Genomic DNA, 21,921 nt, shown 5'->3' on the forward strand with positions numbered 1-21,921 from the left:
TGAGCAGATCCGTTATTTGCAATCTAAGATTGATAATTTGCAGATATCAATTAGCATGCATAAAAAAACCGGCTTGCGCCGGTTTCTATAATTTAATGACAACAAGCGGAGATTATTCCCACTCGATTGTCGCTGGTGGCTTACCAGAAATGTCGTAAACCACACGTGAAATGCCGTCAACTTCGTTGATAATACGGTTCGAGACCTTACCTAGGAAGTCATATGGTAAATGTGCCCAATGAGCCGTCATAAAGTCGATGGTTTCAACAGCACGCAGTGATACTACCCAGTCATACTTACGGCCATCACCCATAACACCTACAGAACGAACTGGTAGGAACACGGTAAATGCTTGAGAAATTTTGTTATACAGATCTGCGGCGTGCAGTTCTTCAATAAAGATAGCATCAGCACGGCGCAGCAAGTCACAGTACTCTTTCTTGATTTCACCAAGAACACGAACACCTAGGCCTGGTCCTGGGAATGGGTGACGATAAAGCATATTGTATGGTAGACCCAGTTCTAGACCGATCTTACGCACTTCATCTTTAAACAATTCACGTAGCGGCTCAACAAGCCCCATTTCCATATCATCAGGAAGGCCACCCACATTGTGGTGTGATTTAATAACGTGAGCTTTACCCGTTTTAGAAGCAGCTGACTCAATGACATCTGGGTAGATGGTACCCTGTGCTAGCCATTTCGCATTTTTAAGCTTCTTAGACTCTTCATCAAATACGTCAACAAACACGTGACCAATTGTTTTACGTTTCTCTTCTGGGTCAGATTTGCCTTCAAGTGCAGTCAAGAAGCGCTCTTCTGCGTCAACTTTGATGATGTTTAGGCCGAACTTATCGCCAAACATTTCCATCACTTGCTGGCCTTCGTTAAGACGAAGTAGGCCGTTGTCAACGAACACACAGGTCAGCTTGTCGCCAATTGCGCGGTGAACAAGCATTGCAACTACCGATGAATCAACACCACCAGATAGACCTAGAATAACCTCATCATCGCCTACTTGCTCTTTAATACGAGCAACAGCATCTTCGATGATGGATTCTGATGTCCATAAACGCTCACAGCCACATGCACCAAGAACAAAGTTCTCTAGCATTTGCAGGCCTTGTTTAGTGTGCGTTACTTCTGGGTGGAACTGAACGCCATAGTATTTCTTCTCTTCATTCGCCATAGCAGCGTACGGGCAAGTGTCCGTTTCACCAACTTTTACGAAATCTGCTGGAATTTCTACAACTTTATCGCCGTGGCTCATCCAAACGTCTTGAGTCGCTTCAAGATCTTTGAAAATCGCTGAGTCACCAGATACTTTAACTTGTGCGTAGCCAAATTCACGTTCGTTTGAACCTGCTACTCGGCCACCAAGCTGCTCAGCCATTGTCTGCATGCCGTAACAAACGCCAAGAACAGGAACGCCTGAATCAAATACGTATTGAGGAGCACGAGGAGAATTTTCCTCTGTTACACTCTCAGGGCCGCCAGATAGAATAATACCGTCTGGGTTGAATTCACGAATATCCGCTTCTTCTACATCCCAGCTCCATAGTTCACAGTAAACGCCGATTTCACGTACACGACGTGCTACTAATTGTGTGTACTGCGAGCCGAAGTCTAAAATCAGAATTCGTTGGTCATGAATATTTTTCGTCATTTTGGGCAATCTTATAAGCTAAGTATTGAGAACGGAGGCGAGTTTACCCGCCTCACATCTATGCATCAAGGAAAAAAGCAAACGTTTACGTAAGATTTAGACTTACCTGGGTCAATTGTGACCCTCAACGTTATCACTACAGTCTATGGGTAATTAACCTAGACGGTAGTTTGGTGCTTCCTTAGTGATTTGAACGTCGTGTACGTGTGACTCGTTTAAGCCAGCACCAGAGATACGTACGAACTCTGCTTTAGTACGCATATCTTCGATAGTCGCAGAGCCTGTTAGACCCATGCTTGAACGAAGACCACCCATTTGTTGGTGAACGATTTCTTTTAGGCGACCTTTGTAGGCGATGCGACCTTCGATACCTTCTGGAACAAGCTTGTCCGCAGCATTATCTGATTGGAAATAACGGTCCGATGAACCTTGAGACATCGCGCCAAGAGAACCCATTCCACGGTAAGCCTTATAAGAACGGCCTTGATAAAGAATAACTTCACCAGGTGCTTCTTCAGTACCAGCAAACATAGAGCCAACCATCACGCATGATGCACCAGCAACGATTGCTTTACAGATATCACCAGAGAAGCGGATACCACCGTCTGCGATGACTGGAATACCATATTCGTTGGCAACACCAGCAGCATCAGCGATCGCTGTAACTTGAGGAACACCAACACCTGTAACGATACGAGTTGTACAAATAGAACCAGGGCCAATACCAACTTTAACGGCACTAACACCCGCTTCAATCAATGCTTTCGCGCCAGCAGCCGTAGCTACGTTGCCACCAATGATATCGAGATCTGGGTACGCTTCACGTGTTTCGCGAATGCGAGTTAAAACGCCTTCTGAATGACCGTGTGAAGAGTCAATCAAAAGCACATCAACACCAGCTTCAACTAGAGCTTTTACGCGCTCTTCGTTACCCGCGCCCGCACCGACAGCAGCACCTACGCGCAGACGACCTTGCGCATCTTTACATGCGTTTGGTTTACGTTCTGCTTTGTGGAAGTCTTTTGCAGTGATCATACCGGTAAGTTGGAACTCATCGTTCACAACCAACACTTTTTCAACACGTGCACGGTGCATCTCTTCTTGCACTTCTTCACGAGAAGCGCCTTCTTTTACTGATGCTAGACGCGCTTTTGGCGTCATTACTACTTCTACTTTCTTACTTAAATCAGTAACAAAGCGAACATCACGGCCAGTGATGATGCCTACAAGCTCATTCGTTTCTGTAACAACAGGGAAACCAGCAAAGCCATGCTTTTCAGTTAGCGCCATTACATCAGCAATCGTTGCTTCTGGACGAACAGTAACAGGATTTGTTACTACACCAGCTTCAAAGATCTTAACAAGACGTACTTGCTCAGCTTGTTGCTCAATAGACATGTTTTTGTGGATAAAGCCAATGCCACCTTCTTGGGCAAGCGCGATCGCTAGACGCGCTTCCGTCACTGTGTCCATAGACGCAGAGATCATTGGAATATTCAGACTGATATTCTTCGTCAACCGAGTGCGAAGATCGGCTGTGTTTGGGAGAACGGTGGAGTGAGCTGGAACGAGTAGTACATCATCGAACGTCAGCGCTTCTTTGGCAATTCTTAGCATTTGCAATATCTCACAATAGAGGAGTTGAAGGAATAATCCGCCCTTATCGTTTCGCATAATAAGGTCATTTGGATTAGATATTGCGGTGGGATTATACGCCCGACGAAATCGCTTGGCTACACATTTTTATATTTTTTATTTGCATTTACCCCCTTGATATGTATTATATTGCCGCTAATTTCCATACCCACGTCTTTGAGATTAGCTGTGCCCCTATCCTCGCGATCAAGCTCTAATTCTACGTCTAGTAATCAAAACATTTACACGGTGTCACGCCTGAACTCTGAAGTTCGTTTGTTGCTAGAAAATGAAATGGGGATTGTGTGGTTAGTCGGCGAAATTTCTAACTTTTCTGCACCTGTCTCTGGTCATTGGTACCTCACTCTTAAGGACTCTCGCGCTCAAGTGAAATGCGTGATGTTTCGTGGTAACAACCGCCGTGTAACGTTCAAACCTGCTAATGGAAATCAAGTACTAGTTAAAGCAAGACTATCACTCTATGAGCCGCGAGGTGACTATCAGCTCATTATTGAGTCAATGCAACCCGAGGGGGATGGTCGACTTCAGCAAGAGTTTGAGAAGCTGAAAATGTCACTTGCTGCAGAAGGTTTGTTTGCTCAAACACTAAAACAACCATTGCCCAGCCACCCAAAACGTGTAGGTATCATTACTTCCAAAACGGGCGCTGCTTTATTTGATATTTTAGATGTTTTGAAAAGGCGTGATCCTTCCTTACCTGTGGTTATTTATCCGACGACGGTTCAAGGAGATAACGCTGCGATTGAGATTGCTCAAGCGATTGGCAGAGCAAACAGCCGAAACGAGTGTGATGTGTTAATCGTCGGACGAGGCGGAGGCTCCCTTGAAGATTTATGGTGCTTCAACCACGAAATCGTCGCAAGGACCATTGCCGCCAGCCAAATACCAATTATCAGTGCGATCGGACATGAAATTGATGTCACTATCGCTGACTACGTCGCTGATGTGCGCGCCCCGACACCAAGTGCAGCCGCAGAACTGGTCAGCAATGATACCTCTCATAAACGTGAGTCACTGATCACTAGAGAACAGCGCCTGAGAAACATCATTCGACTTTATCTGTCGGAGCAAAAGCAGCGCTTGTCCTCGTTGATGCAAGACCTGAGCAATCAACATCCTAAACATCATTTGCAGCGCCAAAGTCAACGCCTGGATGAATTTGAGTACCGCCTTAATGCCGCAATGAAGCAAAGGTTATCTCAAGAGACTATAAGGTTAACCAACAAGCTGCATCGCCTGAAGTTACAGTCTCCTGTTACTCGTCTGGCACAACAATCGCATCGATTGACTCAATTAGAAAGCCGACTAGAGCAAGCGATGCAACGCCAACTCTCTTCAACTAAGCATAAATTTGCATTAACAGTAGGTAAGCTTGATACGGTGAGTCCACTCGCTACTTTGAAGCGCGGTTACTCTATTACTCAAGATGAGGATGGGAAAGTCATTTCTCATGTAGATTCGGTAGAGATAGGCTCGACAATGACGACTCAAGTAGAGCATGGCACTCTTGTCTCTACCGTTACCGATATCAAACCTAACTAGACAATCTCACTAAGCTTTGATTGGTTGGAATTCAAACCTTGCTCGAGATTTGGACTTTAGTTCATTACATGAGTTACAAAAATAGTTAGCTGCACCACACGCCTGAAGCTTTTCCATTTCAGCTTGGCAATCTGGGCAATAACCAATTTTGACAAAGTGTTTAGTACATTGTTTACAGAAATACTGCCCGTCCCAATCTAAAGCGACCTTGCAATCTGGGCACTCGTTGTCTGCGAAGTTCATATCTCACCTAAATATTAGTAGATGTTAATATTGATATTCTATCTCGAACACCTAAAGGATACTAGGCAACTGCCATAAGACGTTCTTTAACGTTAGGAAAACGTTTAGCCACGAGATAGGAATAAACTCTCTAACTTAGCTTTACGTTTGACTTTGTACATCTCGGTATCCGCTAAACGGATCAATTGGTCAATCGTCATGTCTGAACAACATTCTTTAGTTGCAAACCCAACGCTAACACCGATGTTAGTCTCTTCTAAAGTGACAGGTTGATTCAATTCTGACTGCAATGTCTCGTAAAAAGTTCTGGAATCTTCCTGACTAGGAAAGCAACTAAACGCAAGAAACTCATCGCCACCATATCGACCTAACACAGCTTGGTCAGGTAATAGCAAACGTAATTTTTGCGCGACAGCAACCAACACCCTATCGCCAAATTGATGTCCATATACATCATTTACCTGTTTGAATTTATCGATATCTATGAAGAAACAGCCAAGAAAATTGCCTTGAAAGCAATGACTTTGTTCGACACGTTCTAATAGAGCTCGACGATTCAGGCATTGAGTCAGAGAATCAAACTTAGCTTGGTAGTTGAGTTTATCTTCTAAAGCATATTTCTCTAGTGCCACAGAATAAACCGCGGCAATAGACTCGAGTATCTCCAGTTCAATAGCATGGGGATCAGAGGGCAATGAGCTATAGAGTGCAAACGTACCCAATACGTGCTCTTGTGTCGAGATCACTGGCACAGACCAGCATGCTCTAATATTTGCTTGTGTCGCAAGTTCAACAAAAGGCTGCCAATTACTATGGCTTTTGACATCAGAGACGATAACAGAACGTTTTAAATAGGCAGCCGCACCGCAGGAACCTACTCCTTCTCCTATTTCGATCCCATCAATAGCATCGTTGTAAAAGTCAGGCAAGTTAGGTGCTGAAGTGCTGTACAGTCGATGTGTCTCTTGATCTAACGTTAATATTGAGGCGCGTTTATCCTTAAACAGGCGCTCTGTTAACTTAATGATTCGCTCCTCCAATTGGGGTTTTGGCAACCCCAGAGCAAGTTCTTTCAAGAGTAAGTTCATGCCCTTATGGGCATCTATCAGCAAATCTTTCGTCATAAATCCGCAGAATTGTCGTTCTTATTGAGTATGCGTAACCGACACATAATAACACAACGTACGGATAGATGATCTATTGACCAGTTTAATATTTAGTCGTATGGTCAAAGGGACGAACAACAATACGATGCTGTTCTAGATCTTCCCTAGATCTTCCCCTTAATCTAATCTGATCAGCGATCTGCTCTTAAAAGAACATTTATATAACCACACACCGAAAGCATAAGTTACATATTCTGCATTTGGATTTAATTTAGATTATTATTCCACATAAGACTTGATAAATGACACTATACAGAACTTAATAAAACGATCATTTCTCGAATTAGTCACTTACATGGGTATGCATTTCGATATAAGACGAATCTACGGCTTTTAGCTCGACTCTAAGGTTAATCAGTTCATCCATATGATTGATATGCGTTCCACCGCAAGGCATCACGACGTCGACGCCATCAAGAGTGCAGTGCCAATATCTTGAACTGGTCAAAAATGGACCTTCAAGTTGCATTGAAACTTCAGAGGGTTCTTGTGACCACTCAGCTAACTGTTGATTAGTCATATCTTCAATTCTCTGTAAGTCTGTCAACACCTCTACGGTATTTAATCCACGTTTCTTTAGCGTTTTCCCAAGGCGATATCGGTCAAAACATCGGTTTGGCGATACCACACTCTGTTCCTGAGCATAACTATTAAAATCATAGTGGGCCAAACCATCTTTTCGGTCTGCTTCTTTTCTCCAGTATGACGCAGCTAGCACTTTGTTAAGTGCAAGAGAGGCGATATGTCCGGCACTATGTCCTCTGCTCAAACTTTGTTGATAGGCTTTGTCCACTTCCAATGTAATGACCTGGCCAACACAAAGTTCTGGTCCTTTCGCGATTCGATGAACAACAACAAATACCCATCCATCACAGTCTCGTTTTACGGGAATCGCGCTGCCGACATACAGTGTTTTGGTATCCAGTTCGATAGCACCAACAAGACAATCTATGACTTCAAGTTGTTGACCTTCCGCTAGCAAATAACCTTTGTCTGCCGGATGATCAGGCCATATGTGACTTACAGGGTGAAATGGCGTACTGTCTACAACAATATCGGTGTAATCAGAATGCTCATCGATCAATTGAATTGCGCTGTCTAGCTGCCAAGTTTGATGACAAAAGTGAATTTTACTAGCGGTAAACACGGTATGATTATTCCTTGCAACAAAAAACGCCCGCTGTACTCAGAGGGCGTTGTTTAATTTCGATTTATTTTTTAGGACGACCTTTCATCATCGTCATTAAGCGTTTACGTTTACGCTCTTGTGAAAGAGTCATCTTGTTAGACTTACCTTCAAATGGGTTATCGCTGCTTTGGAAGTTAATACGAATTGGCGTACCCATGATTTCCAAAGAACGACGATAATAGTTCATTAAATAACGCTTATACGAATCTGGTAGTTCATTGACTAGGTTACCGTGAACCACAACGATTGGTGGGTTGTAGCCACCAGCGTGCGCATATTTCAACTTAACACGACGTCCACGAACCATAGGTGGCTGGTGATCTTCCGTCGCCATTTTCATGATACGGGTCAGTACCGAAGTACCCACACGGGTAGTCGCAGACTTGTAAGCTTCTTGAACAGATTCAAACAAGTGGCCAACACCAGTACCATGAAGAGCTGAAATAAAGTGGATACGAGCAAAGTCAACGAAACCAAGACGACGATCAAGCTCTTTCTTAACGTGTTCTTTCACGTCAGTATCTAAACCATCCCACTTGTTCACAGCGATCACAATAGAGCGACCAGAGTTTAACGCAAAACCAAGGAGGCTTAAGTCTTGATCTGAGATGTTTTCACGAGCATCGATAACGAGCAATACAACGTTTGCATCCTCTACTGCTTTCAGTGTTTTAACCACTGAGAACTTCTCAACCGTTTCGTTGATACGACGACGACGACGTACACCAGCAGTATCGATCAGCACATACTCACGATCATCACGCTGCATAGGAATATAAATAGAATCGCGAGTGGTACCCGGCATGTCATAAACTACGACACGCTCTTCACCAAGAATACGGTTGGTCAGCGTTGATTTACCCACATTAGGTCGACCAATGATAGCCAACTTAATTGGTTGATCTTGAAGACGCTTAAACTCTTCTTCCGCTTCTTCTTCGGTATAATCGAGTTTCTCTTCTTCTTCGTCTTCAAACTCAGTCAGATCTTCAATTTCACCTTGTTCAACAAAGCTTTCTGCAAATGGGTTAAGTGCGCGTTCGATAAGTGCAGTAACGCCACGACCGTGTGCCGCTGCGATGTGGTACATGTCTTCTACACCAAGTTGCCAAAACTCAGCACTGGCAGCATCAGCATCAATACCATCAACTTTGTTAATCACTAGGAATGACGGCTTCTCAATTTTTCGCAGGTGCTGAGCAATAGCTTCATCAGCCGACGTTAAACCTGCACGGCCATCCACGAGGAAAAGCACGACATCCGCTTCATCAATCGCAGCTAGCGATTGTTCCGCCATTTTTGTTTCAACACCTTCTTCAGTACCATCAATACCACCGGTATCAATAACAATGAATTCATGCTCACCCAGTTTCGCCTGACCGTATTTACGGTCACGTGTTAGCCCCGGAAAATCCGCAACAAGAGCATCACGCGTACGCGTCAATCGATTGAACAGGGTCGACTTACCCACATTCGGGCGTCCAACTAGGGCAACAACAGGTACCATATAAACCTCTACACTTATCTTCTAATTGTAGTTATAGGTAAAATTCTCACGTTTTCCTATAACCACAAATTAATCCATCTATCCGAGCTCGAAAAGATCCTTTTGCTTCGCAGCAATAAAACGGCTCCTAACTGAGATCAGCCAGGAGCCGTTTGTGAATTATATCACGCTTTCTAGTTGATAGTGAGTTTCTTTATTTCACCATCACGAGTCACTAAAACATAGCCTTCAGGTACCTTAGTTGGTCCAACAGAAAGGCCACTTTCGTTGATGAGTTGCTGTGCTACAAACTCACCTGACTCTCGATCAATCCAGTGCAAGTAACCTAAGCTATCACCTACTACGATGTAACCATCAACAATAACAGGAGCGGTTAGCAGTCGGTTTTCCAACTGGTTGTTTTCCCACAGCTCAGTACCACTGCGAGCATCAACAGCTACTACATGATCATTATCTGTCACCAAGAATAAACTACGGTTATCCGTCGCCATATCCGTTGCTGATGAGTAGTTACGTTTCCAAATAGGGTTACCAGAACGTAGATCGATAGAAATTAACTGCCCATTGAAACCCACTGTAAACAGTGTGCCACCTAAAATGATTGGAGATGAATCCACATCAACCAAGCGATCGATCTCTGTAGCACCTTTTGGCGTACCTACAGGTTGCTGCCAAATCAACTGTCCACGTTCGACGATAGCAGCAGCTAAACGTCCATTGGCCGTGCCCCAGAAAACACCACCTGATACGGTAGCTGGTGCACTGTCACCGCGTAAAGTTAGGTTTGGAACATCGGTACTGATCGCCCAGCGCTCTTCTCCCGACGTTTGTTCCAATGCAACCAACAAGCCTTGACTGGTATGAACCATGATTAAACTTGCATCCGCTACCGGGTTCGCAAGCACCTCACCATTCACTTTAGCGCGCCAAACTTCTTCGCCCGTTTTGACATCGAGCGCAATGACCTCACCGTTTTCGCTACCGATATAAAGCTTTTGATACGCTGCGGCAATACCGCCAGAAAGTCGAGCCGATGTCTCACCAGCAACATTGACTTCCCAAAGCGTCTTGCCCGTTTCTGGATCAAGCGCTTTTACCACTCCGTCTCGGCTAGCGACAAACAAGTTGTCATAGGCGTAAATTGGAGAGAGCTTCGAGAAGAACTGACCAACACCATCACCAATACTTGCAGACCATACCGACTGAGGCGTGAACTCACTTTGTACTTTTGGCAGTGGTGCCATAATGACGGTATCTTCTTCACTAGAACACCCTGCAAGAATTCCCAGTACCGAAATAGAAAGCAGTACTTTCTTTACGACTCTATTCATCGGCTATGGCCCTTACTTGGCAAGATCGTCCAGTTTAATTTGTAGCCCTTGGCTTGCGTCCTGCGCTTGCTGTGCTTCAGTATAAGCAGTGTAAGCTGCATCACGGTCACCGTCACGAATTGCGATATCACCACGCAGCTCGGCCACTCGACCTGCCCATGCGTCATCGGTAATTTTCGCAAGTTCAGCACGCGCACCATCAACGTTACCTGTTTCCGCCATTAGACGAGCAATACGGTAAGTCACTAGCGGAGTGATCGCCGCATCTTTAGTTTTGCTTTGTGCCCATTGCAGTTGCTCAAGAGCCTTTTCAAGCTCACCAGCTTCTACTTGAACTTTCGCTAGTTGTAGTGAAGCCAAAACACTGTATTCAGTGTCTTTGCTACCATCGATAAATGCTTGCACGTCACCACTTGCGTCAGTGCCTTTAGCGGCAATAGCTTCTACCGCTTTGGTATACTGTTCAGAAGCAGCTTCTTGCGCAGACGTTACTGAGTCTTGATAGTAACGCCAGCCAAATAAACCACCTAAACCAACAACAACACCAAGAACCACTGCTTTGCCGTTCTCTTTCCACCAATCTTTGATTGCTTCTACTTGTTGTTCTTCAGAATCGTAGAGTTCCACTTCCTGTCCTCTTAAAAGAATTCGTCACTAACGTTGATTGATTCATCTATCGAATACGTTCAATCAACGTCAGTCTATAAACTAGATAATATCTGCTAATTTAGCGGCTAACTCAGTTTGAGCAATAGTTTCTTGCTCACCACCCTGCAAATCTTTGACCACGACCGTATTCTCGGCCACTTCATTCTCGCCTAGCACTAGAGCGTATACTGCGCCAACTTTATCTGCACGCTTAAATTGTTTCTTGAAGTTGCCACCACCAAAGTGGTTCATGACACGAATACCAGGGATAGCTTCACGTAAAGACTCGGCTAGCTTCATACCTGCCATCATGGTGCCTTCACCCGCAGTCACTACGTAAGCATCAACACTACGACGAACATCAGTCAGCTCAAGCGTTTCCATCATTAGTACCAAACGCTCTAAGCCCATAGCAAAACCGACAGCTGGCGTTGCTTTGCCACCTAGTTGTTCAACCAGTCCGTCATAACGACCACCGCCACAAACCGTGCCTTGAGCACCTAAACTTTCGGTGATCCACTCAAATACCGTGCGGTTGTAGTAATCCAACCCACGAACAAGGCGTTGATTTACCGTATATTCGATTCCTGCTGCGTCAAGAAGTTCACAAAGACCTGCAAAATGTTGTTTTGAGTCTGCATCGAGGTAATCTGACAGTTCAGGAGCATCAACCAAAATCGCTTGTACATCTGGGTTCTTGCTATCTAGAACACGTAGCGGATTGGTGTACATACGACGCTTGCTATCTTCATCAAGAACATCAATATGCTGCTCTAAGTGAGCAATCAATGCTGTACGATAATCAGCGCGAGCTTCTAGAGAGCCGATAGAGTTCAGTTCCAAACGTACGTGTTCAGCAATGCCCAACTCACGCCATAGACGCGCAGTCATCATGATAAGCTCAGCATCGACGTCAGGGCCATTTAGACCAAAGACTTCCACACCACATTGATGGAATTGACGGTAACGACCCTTTTGTGGGCGCTCATGGCGGAACATTGGGCCCATATACCAAAGACGTTGTTCTTGGTTATATAGCAAGCCGTTTTCAATACCAGAACGGACACAACCAGCCGTGCCTTCAGGACGAAGCGTTAGGCTATCGCCATTACGGTCTTCGAAGGTGTACATTTCCTTTTCGACCACATCAGTCACTTCACCAATAGCGCGGCTAAATAGATGGGTCATTTCAACGATAGGCATACGTACTTCGTTGTAGCCATATGCGCTAACAACATGCTTAACTGTATTCTCAACTTTTTGCCAAAGTGGAGATTGTGTTGGGAGGCAGTCGTTCATGCCTCGGATTGCTTGAATAGTTTTTGCCACAGTTTAATACCGTTATATCGTTGAAATTATTTATTTTCTACTTGATTCACTTCGATGCGATTTGACTCATCTAACATCGACGCCTTAGCACGAATTTTTGCTTCGAGCTTATTCACTAGGTCATCATTATCGAAGCGCTCTTTCTGACGTTTACCGTCCTCGTAGAATGCACTTTTCTTGTTACTACCAGCTAAGCCTAAGTGTGAAACTTCTGCTTCACCGGGTCCATTCACCACACAGCCGATAATCGACACATCCATTGGTGTAATCACATCTTCTAAGCGCTGCTCTAGCGCATTTACTGTGCCGATCACATCGAATTCTTGACGTGAACAACTTGGGCAAGCAATAAAGTTGATACCACGAGAGCGAATACGCAATGACTTTAAGATATCAAAGCCCACTTTGATCTCTTCGACAGGATCTGCTGCCAAAGAAATACGTAATGTGTCACCAATACCTTCCGCCAGCAGCATCCCAAGACCAACTGATGACTTCACAGCACCCGCACGTGCGCCGCCAGCTTCAGTGATACCTAAGTGTAGTGGCTGATCAATCTTTTGAGCCAGCAATCGATAAGAGTCTACAGCTAGAAACACATCCGACGCTTTGACACTGACTTTAAATTGGTCGAAGTTTAGACGATCCAAGATATCCACGTGACGCATCGCCGACTCAACCAAAGCAGCTGGTGTAGGCTCGCCATATTTCATCTGAATATCTTTTTCTAGCGACCCGCCATTTACGCCAATACGAATTGGAATGTTTTTGTCGCGTGCGCAATCTACCACAGAGCGAATGCGAGCTTCGTTACCAATATTACCCGGGTTGATACGTAAACAATCTACGCCATACTCCGCAACCTTCAATGCAATTCGATAGTCGAAATGAATGTCAGCAACCAAAGGAATCGAAACTTGCTGTTTGATTTCTCGGAAAGCTTCAGCGGCATCCATAGTAGGAACAGATACACGAACAATGTCTGCACCGACATTTTCTAACGCTTTAATCTGAGCAACTGTCGCAGCAACGTCCGTCGTGCGAGTGTTAGTCATTGACTGAACAGCAATGGGAGCGCCATCGCCGATAGGTACATCGCCCACATAAATACGCGTAGATGGGCGACGTTTAATTGGTGATTCGTGATGCATATTGATTATCTAAGGTAAGGTGAATCGAGCTACTTTGCCTGAAGTATACCCAGAAAGGTCGACAGGTTCACTCGCTAATGTCATAGAAACTTTCTCAGGAGCACCTAAAATCACTTTAAATGGTGCTTTTCCGTTTACATTGACATTGTCGCCCTGCTTTTTGATACCGGTAGTGATGGTTTTTCCGTCCGCGTCTTTTACTTGGATCCAACAGTCACCTGTGAAAGCCATCGTTAAATTAGTCAGACCATCAGCTGGCTTTGGTTGCTCGTTTGAAGTTTGAGGCTGTTCCTCAATTACTGCAACATCTTCCGAAGCCGCTTCTTCAGCGTTAAGATTGGCAGTCTTTGATACCGATTCTGTCGCTGCTTCCTCTGTCTGCTCAGGCGTATCGATGATAGCAGACACATCTATAGTTTTTACTTCATCTTCGGCTGGTGCTAATTCAGGCTCAGCGGTAAGTTTTGGCGAAGCGGGTTCTTCTACTTGAAAGGCAGGATCGCTGGTATCTGCGATTTCCGAAAGAGTATCTTTTTGCTGACTTTGTAACCACCAAACCGAGGAGATACCAATAATCACCACGAAAATACCCCAAGTAAGTTTCATTATGCGGCTATCGTGTTTTTCTTTATTGGTTTTCTGAGAGAAGCTCTGCATTGGTTGTTCTGAAGGTTGCGCCTCACTGTGGTGTTCAATAGCACCAAGGATCTCTTTTTCATCTATGCCAACTGCTTTAGCGTAAGAACGTAGATAACCTCGAGTGAAGGTTGCAACTTGCTCACCATCAAAATCATTGGCTTCGATTTTTTGAATGATAGCGACACGCAAGCGTAAACGGTCCGCAATCTGTTTCTGTGTGAGGCCTAGCGCTTCACGCTTCTCTTTTAATATGGTTCCGGCAAGAACGGGCTCTTGTGGTTGCTGTTCAACTTTATCTACTACGGTATTTTGTTCAGTACTCATTTATCATGTACTTCTTCTGGTTGTGACTATGACGCTACACGCTTAGTTCGTTTTATTTATTGGTGTGATATCGTCATTAGTGTGGTAAATCGTACGTACTAACTGTATTTACAGCATAGTCCCAAATTGCCTACTTCTGCACCTCAATCTAGTGCAAAGTGCTCGATTTCATTATGATTTTCGCGCAATGTCGCCCCATAATGGGCCAAGACAGCGGCTGAATGTGACCATCATAGTCGATTCTAACCACGAGTTAAAATCGGCAAACGTAAAACGACGTAAATAGAGTCATTTTTGATAAAAAATTGACACTATCTATAAGGTTCAAGCGACGTTTTGAAATATTTGATTAACAAAACCGATATTTGTTCCATTAATACTGAATTTTTTATCAGTAAATTGTGGCAAAGATCAGATATTTTCGATTACAGCACTATAGATACAAAAAAACCAAGCAAATACTTGGTTTTTCTTTATTTATTTCTGTTTTATACCGTTTTTACCGGAATGGCTTCACCTTTTTGCTCAGCCAACTGCTTGGTGCGTTTAGTACGGTCAATTACATCACCGACTAATTGGCCACACGCCGCATCAATGTCGTCACCGCGAGTCTTACGGACTGTCACAGTGTAGTCATACTGCATTAACGTCTTCATGAAACGATCTATGCGCGAGTTACTCGGTTTCTTGTAAGGAGAGCCCGGATAAGGGTTAAATGGAATCAAGTTAATTTTCGCAGGCGTGTCTTTCAACAATTCTGCAAGCTCACGAGCATGATCCATATCATCGTTGACGTGGTCTAAAAGTACGTATTCAACCGTTACTTTGCCACGATTAGCATTAGATGACGCAATATAGCGACGAACTGACGCTAAGAAATCTTCGATATCCCAACGATCATTAATCGGCATGATTTCACTACGCAACTTATCATTTGGAGCGTGAAGAGAAATAGCCAATGCAACATCAATTTCACCCGTCATTTGATCAAGACCGGACACCACACCTGAAGTCGATACCGTTACGCGGCGTTTGGACAAACCAAAGCCAAGATCGTCTAGCATAATTTCTAACGCAGGCATCAGATTTTTCATGTTGAGTAGAGGCTCGCCCATACCCATCATCACTACGTTTGTTATTGGACGACGACCAGTCTCTTTTTCAAGGCCGACTTCACGCGCAGCGCGCCAAACCTGACCGATGATTTCCGAGACTTTAAGGTTACGGTTAAAGCCCTGCTGTGCCGTTGAACAGAATTTACACTCCAACGCACAACCTACTTGAGATGAAACACACAACGTTGCGCGGTCATCATCTGGGATATAGACCGTTTCGACATCTTGATCACCTACACGCATCGCCCATTTAATGGTGCCATCTGATGAGTGTTGCGCTTCAGAGACTGTCGGAGCTTTAATTTCAGCCAAACGAATCAGCTTTTCACGAAGCTTCTTGTTGATGTTGGTCATCTTTTCAAAGTCATCACAACCAAAATGATAGATCCACTTCATAACCTGATCTGCACGGAAGGCTTTTTCGCCAAGTTCCTCTTGGAAGAATTTACGCATACCTTTGCGATCAAAATCGAGTAGATTGACTTTTTGTGCGGTCATGTTGCCTCTTCGATGACGGTGATTCTACTTAAGGGCGCGAATTGTACAGCCTTTAGGCGACTACAACAAGCGCTACAAAACCTTAAAATAATAAGGTATTCATTTATAAGTGAACATTTTTTGAACAGCACAAACACTCAATATTAAAAAAGGAGGCTTAAGCCTCCTTGTGTTGAGCGGTATCAATCATTATCGCGGACAAATTTCCGACGTAGGGAAGAAAAATTCAATTTCACGCGCTGCCGACTCTGGACTGTCTGAGCCGTGTACCGAGTTATGACGCATGCTTAACGCGTAATCTGCACGAATGGTTCCACATGCAGCTTCTTCTGGGTTAGTCTTCCCCATAAGCTCACGATAACGAGCGATAGCATCTTCGCCTTCAAGTACTTGAACCATGATAGGACCAGAGGTCATAAACTCGCGCAGTGCATCAAAGAATGGCTTACCCTCGTGTTCAGCGTAAAACCCTTTCGCTTGCTCATCGGTCAAGTGAACCATCTTAGCTGCGATAATTTTTAGACCAGCTTTCTCAATACGATGATAGATCTCACCAATAAGATTACGTTCTACAGCATCAGGCTTAACGATTGAAAATGTTCTTTCTAGGGCCATTATTGTTCCTTATCTTTCTGTTTATATTGTTGTTATTTGGTTTGAGCTTGCTCAGTAAGCAGTCGAGCTAGAGTACGAATACCCATGCCAGTTGCCCCCGCAGACCACTTGTCAGTCCCCGCTTTGCGATAAGTGCCGGCACAATCGAAATGCAACCAACCTTTTTTATAATCGGTAACAAAGTAAGACAAAAATGCCGCTGCAGTGCTTGCACCTGGTGAGTAATCACCACTGCTGATATTTGAAAGATCAGCAAAGTTTGACGGCAGCATACCTCGATGGAAATCTGCTAGCGGTAGTGGCCACAAACCTTCTTTTTCTTGGTTTGCATTGGTTAATGCTTGATGAGTGAGTTCATCATCAAAAGACATGATAGCGTGGTAATCATTACCTAGAGCATTCTTAGCTGCACCGGTGAGCGTAGCACAGTCAATAATCAGCTCAGGGTTTTGTTCACTCGCGTAAATGAGACCATCAGCTAGAACCAAGCGTCCCTCGGCATCGGTATTCATGATCTCAACCGTCTTACCATTTTTATAAGTGATCACGTCACCCAATTTAAGCGCTCGGCCAGAAACCATGTTTTCCGCACAGCAGAGAATCAACTTCACACGTTTATTCAAACCACGCATGATCGCTAATCCCAAACCGCCAGTGATAGTACCAGCGCCACCCATGTCTGCTTTCATCGCCGACATAAAGTTAGAAGGCTTCAGGCTGTAGCCACCAGAATCGAATGTGATGCCTTTACCAACTAGGCACGCAAATACTGGGGCATTTTCGTCACCAGTTGGGTTGTAATCGAGTTGCAGCATTGCCGATGTACGTTCAGAACCGCGACCTACAGCGAAAATACCTTCCCATCCTTCAGTCAGCAGATCTTTATCTTTTACAATGCGGTAAGTAACGTGCTCAGGTGCCGTTGATTTAATGAACTCAGCCGCCATAGTCGCAAGTTGACGAGGCGCAACTTCTTCCGCACTCTTGTTGATGATGTCACGAGTCCAGTTGGAGGCTTTGATACGTGCATTCAGCTCGTTTTCATCTTGCTCACCGAGTGACGGCAGCGTTACTTGCGTGCTTTTCTTAGAGTTACGGTAGCCTTGATAGAATGCCCAGGTTGATTCTAGATCCCAGCCTTCACCAGCCAGTGTTGCATTAGAAATACCTTGTGAGTCTAATTTACGAGCCGCGCGCTGAATAGCGCCTAAATCGTGGCCCTCGCCTAAGTGGACTGTCGCGCCAGTTTCTGTGAAAGAGATGATTGCTTTGTCGCCCCATTGAGGAGCAGCCGCTTCTTGGCTAAGAAATACCGACATTGTGTTAGACATGGTCTCTCCTTGTCTTAATTCTGTTTTGTGTTGTCGTATCTTATGATTCAAATGATGTTATCACTATGTAGAGACAATACCAATGACCCGCCCAAGGGAATTAATAACAATGTAACATGTAGCGACAAAAAAACGGACCAAAGGTCCGTTTTTAGAAGTAAAGTTAGAGCGATTTATCAATCGTACTCATCCATCCAGCATAAGATGACTGCTTCAAGGATTTTCTCATTAGAACGATTTGGATCATCGTCAAAATCTTCTAGTTCCGTTATCCATTGATGTAAGTCGGTAAAACGAACCGTTTTAGGGTCCATATCTGGAAATTGATCGCACAACTCAATAGCGATATCACGAGAATCAGTCCATTTTAAGCTCATGTATCCTCCACTTATTAGTGATCTTCAGATGCGTGGTTTAACGTGTATTTTGGAATTTCTACCACTAAGTCTTCATCAGCAACAACGGCTTGGCAACCCAAACGTGATTCTGGTTCTAAGCCCCACGCTTTATCTAGCATGTCATCTTCAAGCTCTTCACTCTCTTCAAGTGAATCGAAACCTTCACGAATAATCACGTGACAAGTTGTGCAAGCGCACGATTTCTCACAAGCGTGCTCAATCCCAATACCGTTTTTTAGTGCCACATCTAATACGGTTTCGCCTTCGTTAGCCTCTAACACTGCGCCTTCTGGGCACAGATCTTCATGGGGCAGAACAACTATTTTTGGCATGACTACTTAGTCCTCGAATTTAAATGTTATCTACTGATTGACCGGCAAGAGCTTCGCGAATGGACTTGTCCATACGACGAGAAGCAAATTCTTGGCTCGCTTTATCAGTATCTTTTATACCTTGTTCAATGGCGTCGGCATCGTCACCATTGCGCAGTTTAATTAGTGCTTCAATGGCTTCTACTAGTGTTTGTTTTTCTTGTTCATCTAGTAAAGCATCGCCATCAGCTTGCATCGCTGCAATTAACCCTTCGATAACGCGATCGGCTTCCACACGTTGTTCAGCCAAGGCACGAGCCAACATGTCGTCTTTAGCGTAAGTCATCGAGTCTTTGAGCATATTCGTCACTTCATCATCGCTTAGTCCGTATGATGGTTTGACTTGAATATCAGATTGAATACCAGTGCTCTTTTCCATCGCTGTGACAGACAGTAGACCATCTGCATCAACCTGATAGGTGACTCGAATATGCGCAGCACCCGCCGCCATTGGAGGAATACCTTTAAGTGAAAAACGAGCAAGAGAACGACAATCATCAACCATTTCACGTTCACCTTGAACGATATGAACCGACATAGCCGTTTGACCGTCTTTAAAAGTGGTAAACTCTTGAGCACGGGCGACTGGGATGGTTGTATTTCGAGGAACAATTTTCTCGACTAGGCCACCCATTGTTTCAATACCTAGAGACAAAGGCAGTACGTCGAGTAGCAGCATTTCAGAGTCTGGTTTGTTTCCTGCGAGAATATCCGCTTGAATGGCAGCACCAATCGCAACCACTTCATCAGGGTTAATGCTAGTCAGAGGCGTTTTCCCAAAGAACTCGCCTACCATGTCGCGAACCAAAGGTGTACGGGTTGAACCACCCACCATGACGACTTCAAGTACCTCTTCAGCATCCACTTCCGCATCTTTTAGAGCACGGCGACAAGAAAGAAGGGTTTTCTTAACTAGGGCACGAATGAGATCTTCAAATTGAGCTTTCTCTAATTCGCCTTGCCAACCTAGCACATCCACACTTGCCACATCAGATTGACTCAAGTCGATCTTAGCTTGCGTTGCTGCGTCCAGTAATTCACGCTGCTCTTGAACCGTTAGTTCAGCCTTACCAATTTGCTGCTGCAAATGTTCTGCAACCAAATGGTCAAAGTCATCGCCACCCAGCGCTGAATCGCCGCCCGTTGCGAGTACTTCAAACACGCCACGAGATAATCGCAGAATAGATATATCAAAGGTGCCGCCACCAAGATCATAGACAGCAATCACACCTTCTTGACCACTATCCAAACCATAAGCAATCGCGGCCGCAGTAGGTTCATTGAGTAGTCGTAAGACATGTAAACCAGCTAAGCTCGCTGCGTCCTTTGTGCCTTGACGCTGAGCATCATCAAAGTAGGCAGGAACCGTGATAACCACCCCTGCTAATTCGCCACCTAATGATTCTTCTGCACGTTGAGAAAGTGCTTTTAAGATATCAGAGGACACTTGAATAGGATTCTTCGCCCCACCACGCGTTTGTAATACTGGCAGACCATTATCACTTTCTGTCAAAGAGTAAGGCATAGATGGGTAACGGCTTTGAACATCCGCAAGTGAACGACCTAATAAGCGTTTTACCGAAATAATAGTATTCACTGGATCAGAAGCTGCGTTATCACGAGCCTCAACACCGACCGTGGTCGACTCTTCTGTATAATGCACGGCCGAAGGCAAGATATTTCTGCCATTCGAATCTGGTAGCGTGGCTGCTTCTCCACTTCTTACCGTTGCAACTAGAGAGTTTGTAGTCCCTAGATCAATACCTGCAGCCAACTTATGTTCGTGTGGCGCAGAGCTTTGACCGGGTTCTGCGATTTGAAGTAATGCCATTCAAATATCCTTGGGAGCTTCCATTAACCAAGCAGCTTATCTTCGAGCTGTTCTATTTCACTTTGCAACTTGGCGATAAATTTTAGTTTTCTGACGCTATCTGCAGCTTGTGGCCACTGATTCTGTTCGAGCAGCTGTTGTAACTCAAGCAGTTGTGATTTGAACATTTTGCTGACCTTCGCCTCAAAGTCAAAGAGTTCTGACTCAACATCACTTGAGGTCTCTATTTCTTCGAGGGTCTCACGCAGTTCCATCTGTTCCATTAAGAACATAGGGTCTTGCAAGGTTTGCTGTTCAGCTCGAATATCTACGCCATTCTCAGCCAGCAGATACTCTGCTCGAGAAATTGGCTTACGAAGTACTTCGTATGCGTCATTGATTTGCGCTGCTTTCTGAACCGCAAGCATGCGGTCACGCTCGGAAGCGGTAGCAAAGTTATCGGGATGAAAGCGTCGCTGTAATTCTCTGAATTGAGAAGAAAGAAGGCTACCGTCCAGCTGAAACTGAATAGGTAGCCCAAATAGTTCGAAATGGTTCATAACATAGACTCGCAAACAAGAATCGTGGAGCAACTGGCTAAACCAACTGCACCACGACTATTAAAGGTTAAACATTAAAGCTCTCACCACAACCGCACTCGCCTTTTGCGTTTGGGTTGTTGAATTCGAACCCTTCGTTCAAGCCCTCTTTCACGTAATCAAGCTCTGTTCCATCGAGATAAACCAAGCTCTTTGCATCGATGATGACTTTCACACCTTCATGCTCAAAGACTTCATCACCATCATCAAGTTCATCAACAAACTCAAGAACATAGGCCATACCAGAACACCCAGTGGTCTTTACACCTAAACGTAATCCAATACCTTTACCGCGGTTTTCTAAAAACGTTCTTACTCGGCTTGCTGCTGCTTCTGTCATTGAGATGGCCATACTACAACCTTTGTTTGCTTCTCTTGATGATATATTAAGGCTTGGTTATCCAAGCGATTTAGTCGTGCTTTTTCTTATAATCGGCTACGGCGGCTTTAATTGCGTCTTCCGCAAGAATTGAGCAGTGAACTTTCACTGGCGGCAACTCTAGTTCTTCAGCAATTTCAGCATTTTTGATAGCCGCAGCTTCTTCAATTGATTTACCTTTTACCCACTCTGTAACCAGTGAGCTTGATGCGATAGCTGAACCGCAACCGTAGGTTTTGAACTTCGCGTCTTCGATAATACCTTCTGGTGTTACCTTAATCTGAAGCTTCATTACGTCGCCACAAGCTGGCGCGCCTACCATACCACTTCCCACAGCTGGATCATTTTTATCAAACGACCCTACATTACGTGGGTTTTCATAGTGGTCAATAACCTTTTCACTATATGCCATAA

At 44.6% G+C, this 21,921-nt stretch carries 21 protein-coding genes; 1 reads left to right on the top strand and 20 read right to left on the bottom strand.

All coding sequences use genetic code 11. The features are described from left to right. Nucleotides 1-112 precede the first annotated feature (112 nt). Together guaA and guaB are read right to left on the bottom strand one after the other, a co-directional pair. Nucleotides 113-1,666 carry a glutamine-hydrolyzing GMP synthase gene (gene guaA / locus OH456_RS19755; RefSeq protein WP_270034090.1) on the bottom strand — a complete coding sequence of 518 codons (1,554 nt, stop codon included), beginning with the start codon at nucleotides 1,664-1,666 and terminating at the stop codon, nucleotides 113-115. A gap of 153 nt (nucleotides 1,667-1,819) precedes the next feature. Continuing rightward, nucleotides 1,820-3,283 carry an IMP dehydrogenase gene (guaB, locus tag OH456_RS19760; RefSeq protein WP_006072553.1) on the bottom strand — a complete coding sequence of 488 codons (1,464 nt, stop codon included), beginning with the start codon at nucleotides 3,281-3,283 and terminating at the stop codon, nucleotides 1,820-1,822. Between the two features lie 207 nt (nucleotides 3,284-3,490). Here guaB and xseA point away from each other — a divergent pair, with 207 nt between their 5' ends. Next, nucleotides 3,491-4,864: an exodeoxyribonuclease VII large subunit gene (xseA, locus tag OH456_RS19765; protein WP_443088641.1), complete on the top strand. Its 1,374-nt coding sequence runs from the start codon at nucleotides 3,491-3,493 to the stop codon at nucleotides 4,862-4,864. Between the two features lie 9 nt (nucleotides 4,865-4,873). Here the strand turns inward: xseA and OH456_RS19770 are convergent, their stop codons facing one another. From OH456_RS19770 to iscU, 18 genes are all read right to left on the bottom strand, one after another. Further along, nucleotides 4,874-5,107, bottom strand: coding sequence for a zinc ribbon domain-containing protein (locus OH456_RS19770; RefSeq protein ID WP_006072556.1), 234 nt, complete (start codon nucleotides 5,105-5,107; stop codon nucleotides 4,874-4,876). A gap of 104 nt (nucleotides 5,108-5,211) precedes the next feature. Continuing rightward, the gene (locus OH456_RS19775; RefSeq protein ID WP_270034092.1) at nucleotides 5,212-6,231 is read right to left on the bottom strand and encodes a sensor domain-containing diguanylate cyclase; all 1,020 of its coding nucleotides are present in this window, start codon (nucleotides 6,229-6,231) and stop codon (nucleotides 5,212-5,214) included. Between the two features lie 325 nt (nucleotides 6,232-6,556). Then, nucleotides 6,557-7,420, bottom strand: a complete 864-nt coding sequence (locus OH456_RS19780) for a hypothetical protein (RefSeq protein WP_006072558.1) — start codon at nucleotides 7,418-7,420, stop codon at nucleotides 6,557-6,559. A gap of 64 nt (nucleotides 7,421-7,484) precedes the next feature. Continuing rightward, entirely contained in the window at nucleotides 7,485-8,969 is a 1,485-nt protein-coding gene (gene der / locus OH456_RS19785) for a ribosome biogenesis GTPase Der (RefSeq protein ID WP_006072560.1), read from the bottom strand. Between the two features lie 173 nt (nucleotides 8,970-9,142). Beyond that, nucleotides 9,143-10,300: an outer membrane protein assembly factor BamB gene (gene bamB, locus OH456_RS19790; protein ID WP_006072561.1), complete on the bottom strand. Its 1,158-nt coding sequence runs from the start codon at nucleotides 10,298-10,300 to the stop codon at nucleotides 9,143-9,145. Nucleotides 10,301-10,312: 12 nt separating this feature from the next. Then, on the bottom strand, nucleotides 10,313-10,927 hold the full coding sequence (locus OH456_RS19795) for a YfgM family protein (RefSeq protein ID WP_006072562.1): 615 nt from the start codon (nucleotides 10,925-10,927) through the stop codon (nucleotides 10,313-10,315). Between the two features lie 81 nt (nucleotides 10,928-11,008). Continuing rightward, nucleotides 11,009-12,277: a histidine--tRNA ligase gene (gene hisS / locus OH456_RS19800; RefSeq protein ID WP_006072564.1), complete on the bottom strand. Its 1,269-nt coding sequence runs from the start codon at nucleotides 12,275-12,277 to the stop codon at nucleotides 11,009-11,011. Between the two features lie 26 nt (nucleotides 12,278-12,303). Continuing rightward, the gene (ispG, locus tag OH456_RS19805; protein WP_124940205.1) at nucleotides 12,304-13,428 is read right to left on the bottom strand and encodes a flavodoxin-dependent (E)-4-hydroxy-3-methylbut-2-enyl-diphosphate synthase; all 1,125 of its coding nucleotides are present in this window, start codon (nucleotides 13,426-13,428) and stop codon (nucleotides 12,304-12,306) included. A gap of 9 nt (nucleotides 13,429-13,437) precedes the next feature. Further along, on the bottom strand, nucleotides 13,438-14,391 hold the full coding sequence (gene rodZ / locus OH456_RS19810) for a cytoskeleton protein RodZ (protein ID WP_006072568.1): 954 nt from the start codon (nucleotides 14,389-14,391) through the stop codon (nucleotides 13,438-13,440). A gap of 488 nt (nucleotides 14,392-14,879) precedes the next feature. After that, complete coding sequence (locus tag OH456_RS19815; protein ID WP_006072569.1) at nucleotides 14,880-16,004, bottom strand: bifunctional tRNA (adenosine(37)-C2)-methyltransferase TrmG/ribosomal RNA large subunit methyltransferase RlmN; 1,125 nt, start codon at nucleotides 16,002-16,004, stop codon at nucleotides 14,880-14,882. Between the two features lie 189 nt (nucleotides 16,005-16,193). Next, the gene (gene ndk / locus OH456_RS19820; RefSeq protein WP_006072571.1) at nucleotides 16,194-16,619 is read right to left on the bottom strand and encodes a nucleoside-diphosphate kinase; all 426 of its coding nucleotides are present in this window, start codon (nucleotides 16,617-16,619) and stop codon (nucleotides 16,194-16,196) included. A 32-nt stretch (nucleotides 16,620-16,651) separates the two neighbouring features. After that, nucleotides 16,652-17,950 carry an aminopeptidase PepB gene (gene pepB, locus OH456_RS19825; protein ID WP_088876171.1) on the bottom strand — a complete coding sequence of 433 codons (1,299 nt, stop codon included), beginning with the start codon at nucleotides 17,948-17,950 and terminating at the stop codon, nucleotides 16,652-16,654. Between the two features lie 176 nt (nucleotides 17,951-18,126). After that, a complete protein-coding gene (gene iscX / locus OH456_RS19830) occupies nucleotides 18,127-18,327 on the bottom strand; it encodes a Fe-S cluster assembly protein IscX (protein WP_006072574.1) in 201 nt (66 codons plus the stop codon). Nucleotides 18,328-18,341: 14 nt separating this feature from the next. Continuing rightward, nucleotides 18,342-18,680 carry an ISC system 2Fe-2S type ferredoxin gene (fdx, locus tag OH456_RS19835; protein ID WP_006072576.1) on the bottom strand — a complete coding sequence of 113 codons (339 nt, stop codon included), beginning with the start codon at nucleotides 18,678-18,680 and terminating at the stop codon, nucleotides 18,342-18,344. Between the two features lie 19 nt (nucleotides 18,681-18,699). Then, a complete protein-coding gene (gene hscA / locus OH456_RS19840) occupies nucleotides 18,700-20,550 on the bottom strand; it encodes a Fe-S protein assembly chaperone HscA (RefSeq protein ID WP_006072578.1) in 1,851 nt (616 codons plus the stop codon). Between the two features lie 23 nt (nucleotides 20,551-20,573). Then, a complete protein-coding gene (gene hscB / locus OH456_RS19845; RefSeq protein WP_006072580.1) occupies nucleotides 20,574-21,089 on the bottom strand; it encodes a co-chaperone HscB in 516 nt (171 codons plus the stop codon). A gap of 67 nt (nucleotides 21,090-21,156) precedes the next feature. Further along, nucleotides 21,157-21,480, bottom strand: a complete 324-nt coding sequence (gene iscA, locus OH456_RS19850; protein WP_006072581.1) for an iron-sulfur cluster assembly protein IscA — start codon at nucleotides 21,478-21,480, stop codon at nucleotides 21,157-21,159. Nucleotides 21,481-21,538: 58 nt separating this feature from the next. Continuing rightward, nucleotides 21,539-21,919: a Fe-S cluster assembly scaffold IscU gene (gene iscU, locus OH456_RS19855; RefSeq protein ID WP_006072582.1), complete on the bottom strand. Its 381-nt coding sequence runs from the start codon at nucleotides 21,917-21,919 to the stop codon at nucleotides 21,539-21,541. Nucleotides 21,920-21,921: the final 2 nt, after the last annotated feature.

Origin of the sequence: Vibrio sp. La 4.2.2, from assembly GCF_027586995.1 — a bacterium.
In the GTDB taxonomy this organism is placed as follows: domain Bacteria; phylum Pseudomonadota; class Gammaproteobacteria; order Enterobacterales; family Vibrionaceae; genus Vibrio; species Vibrio mediterranei.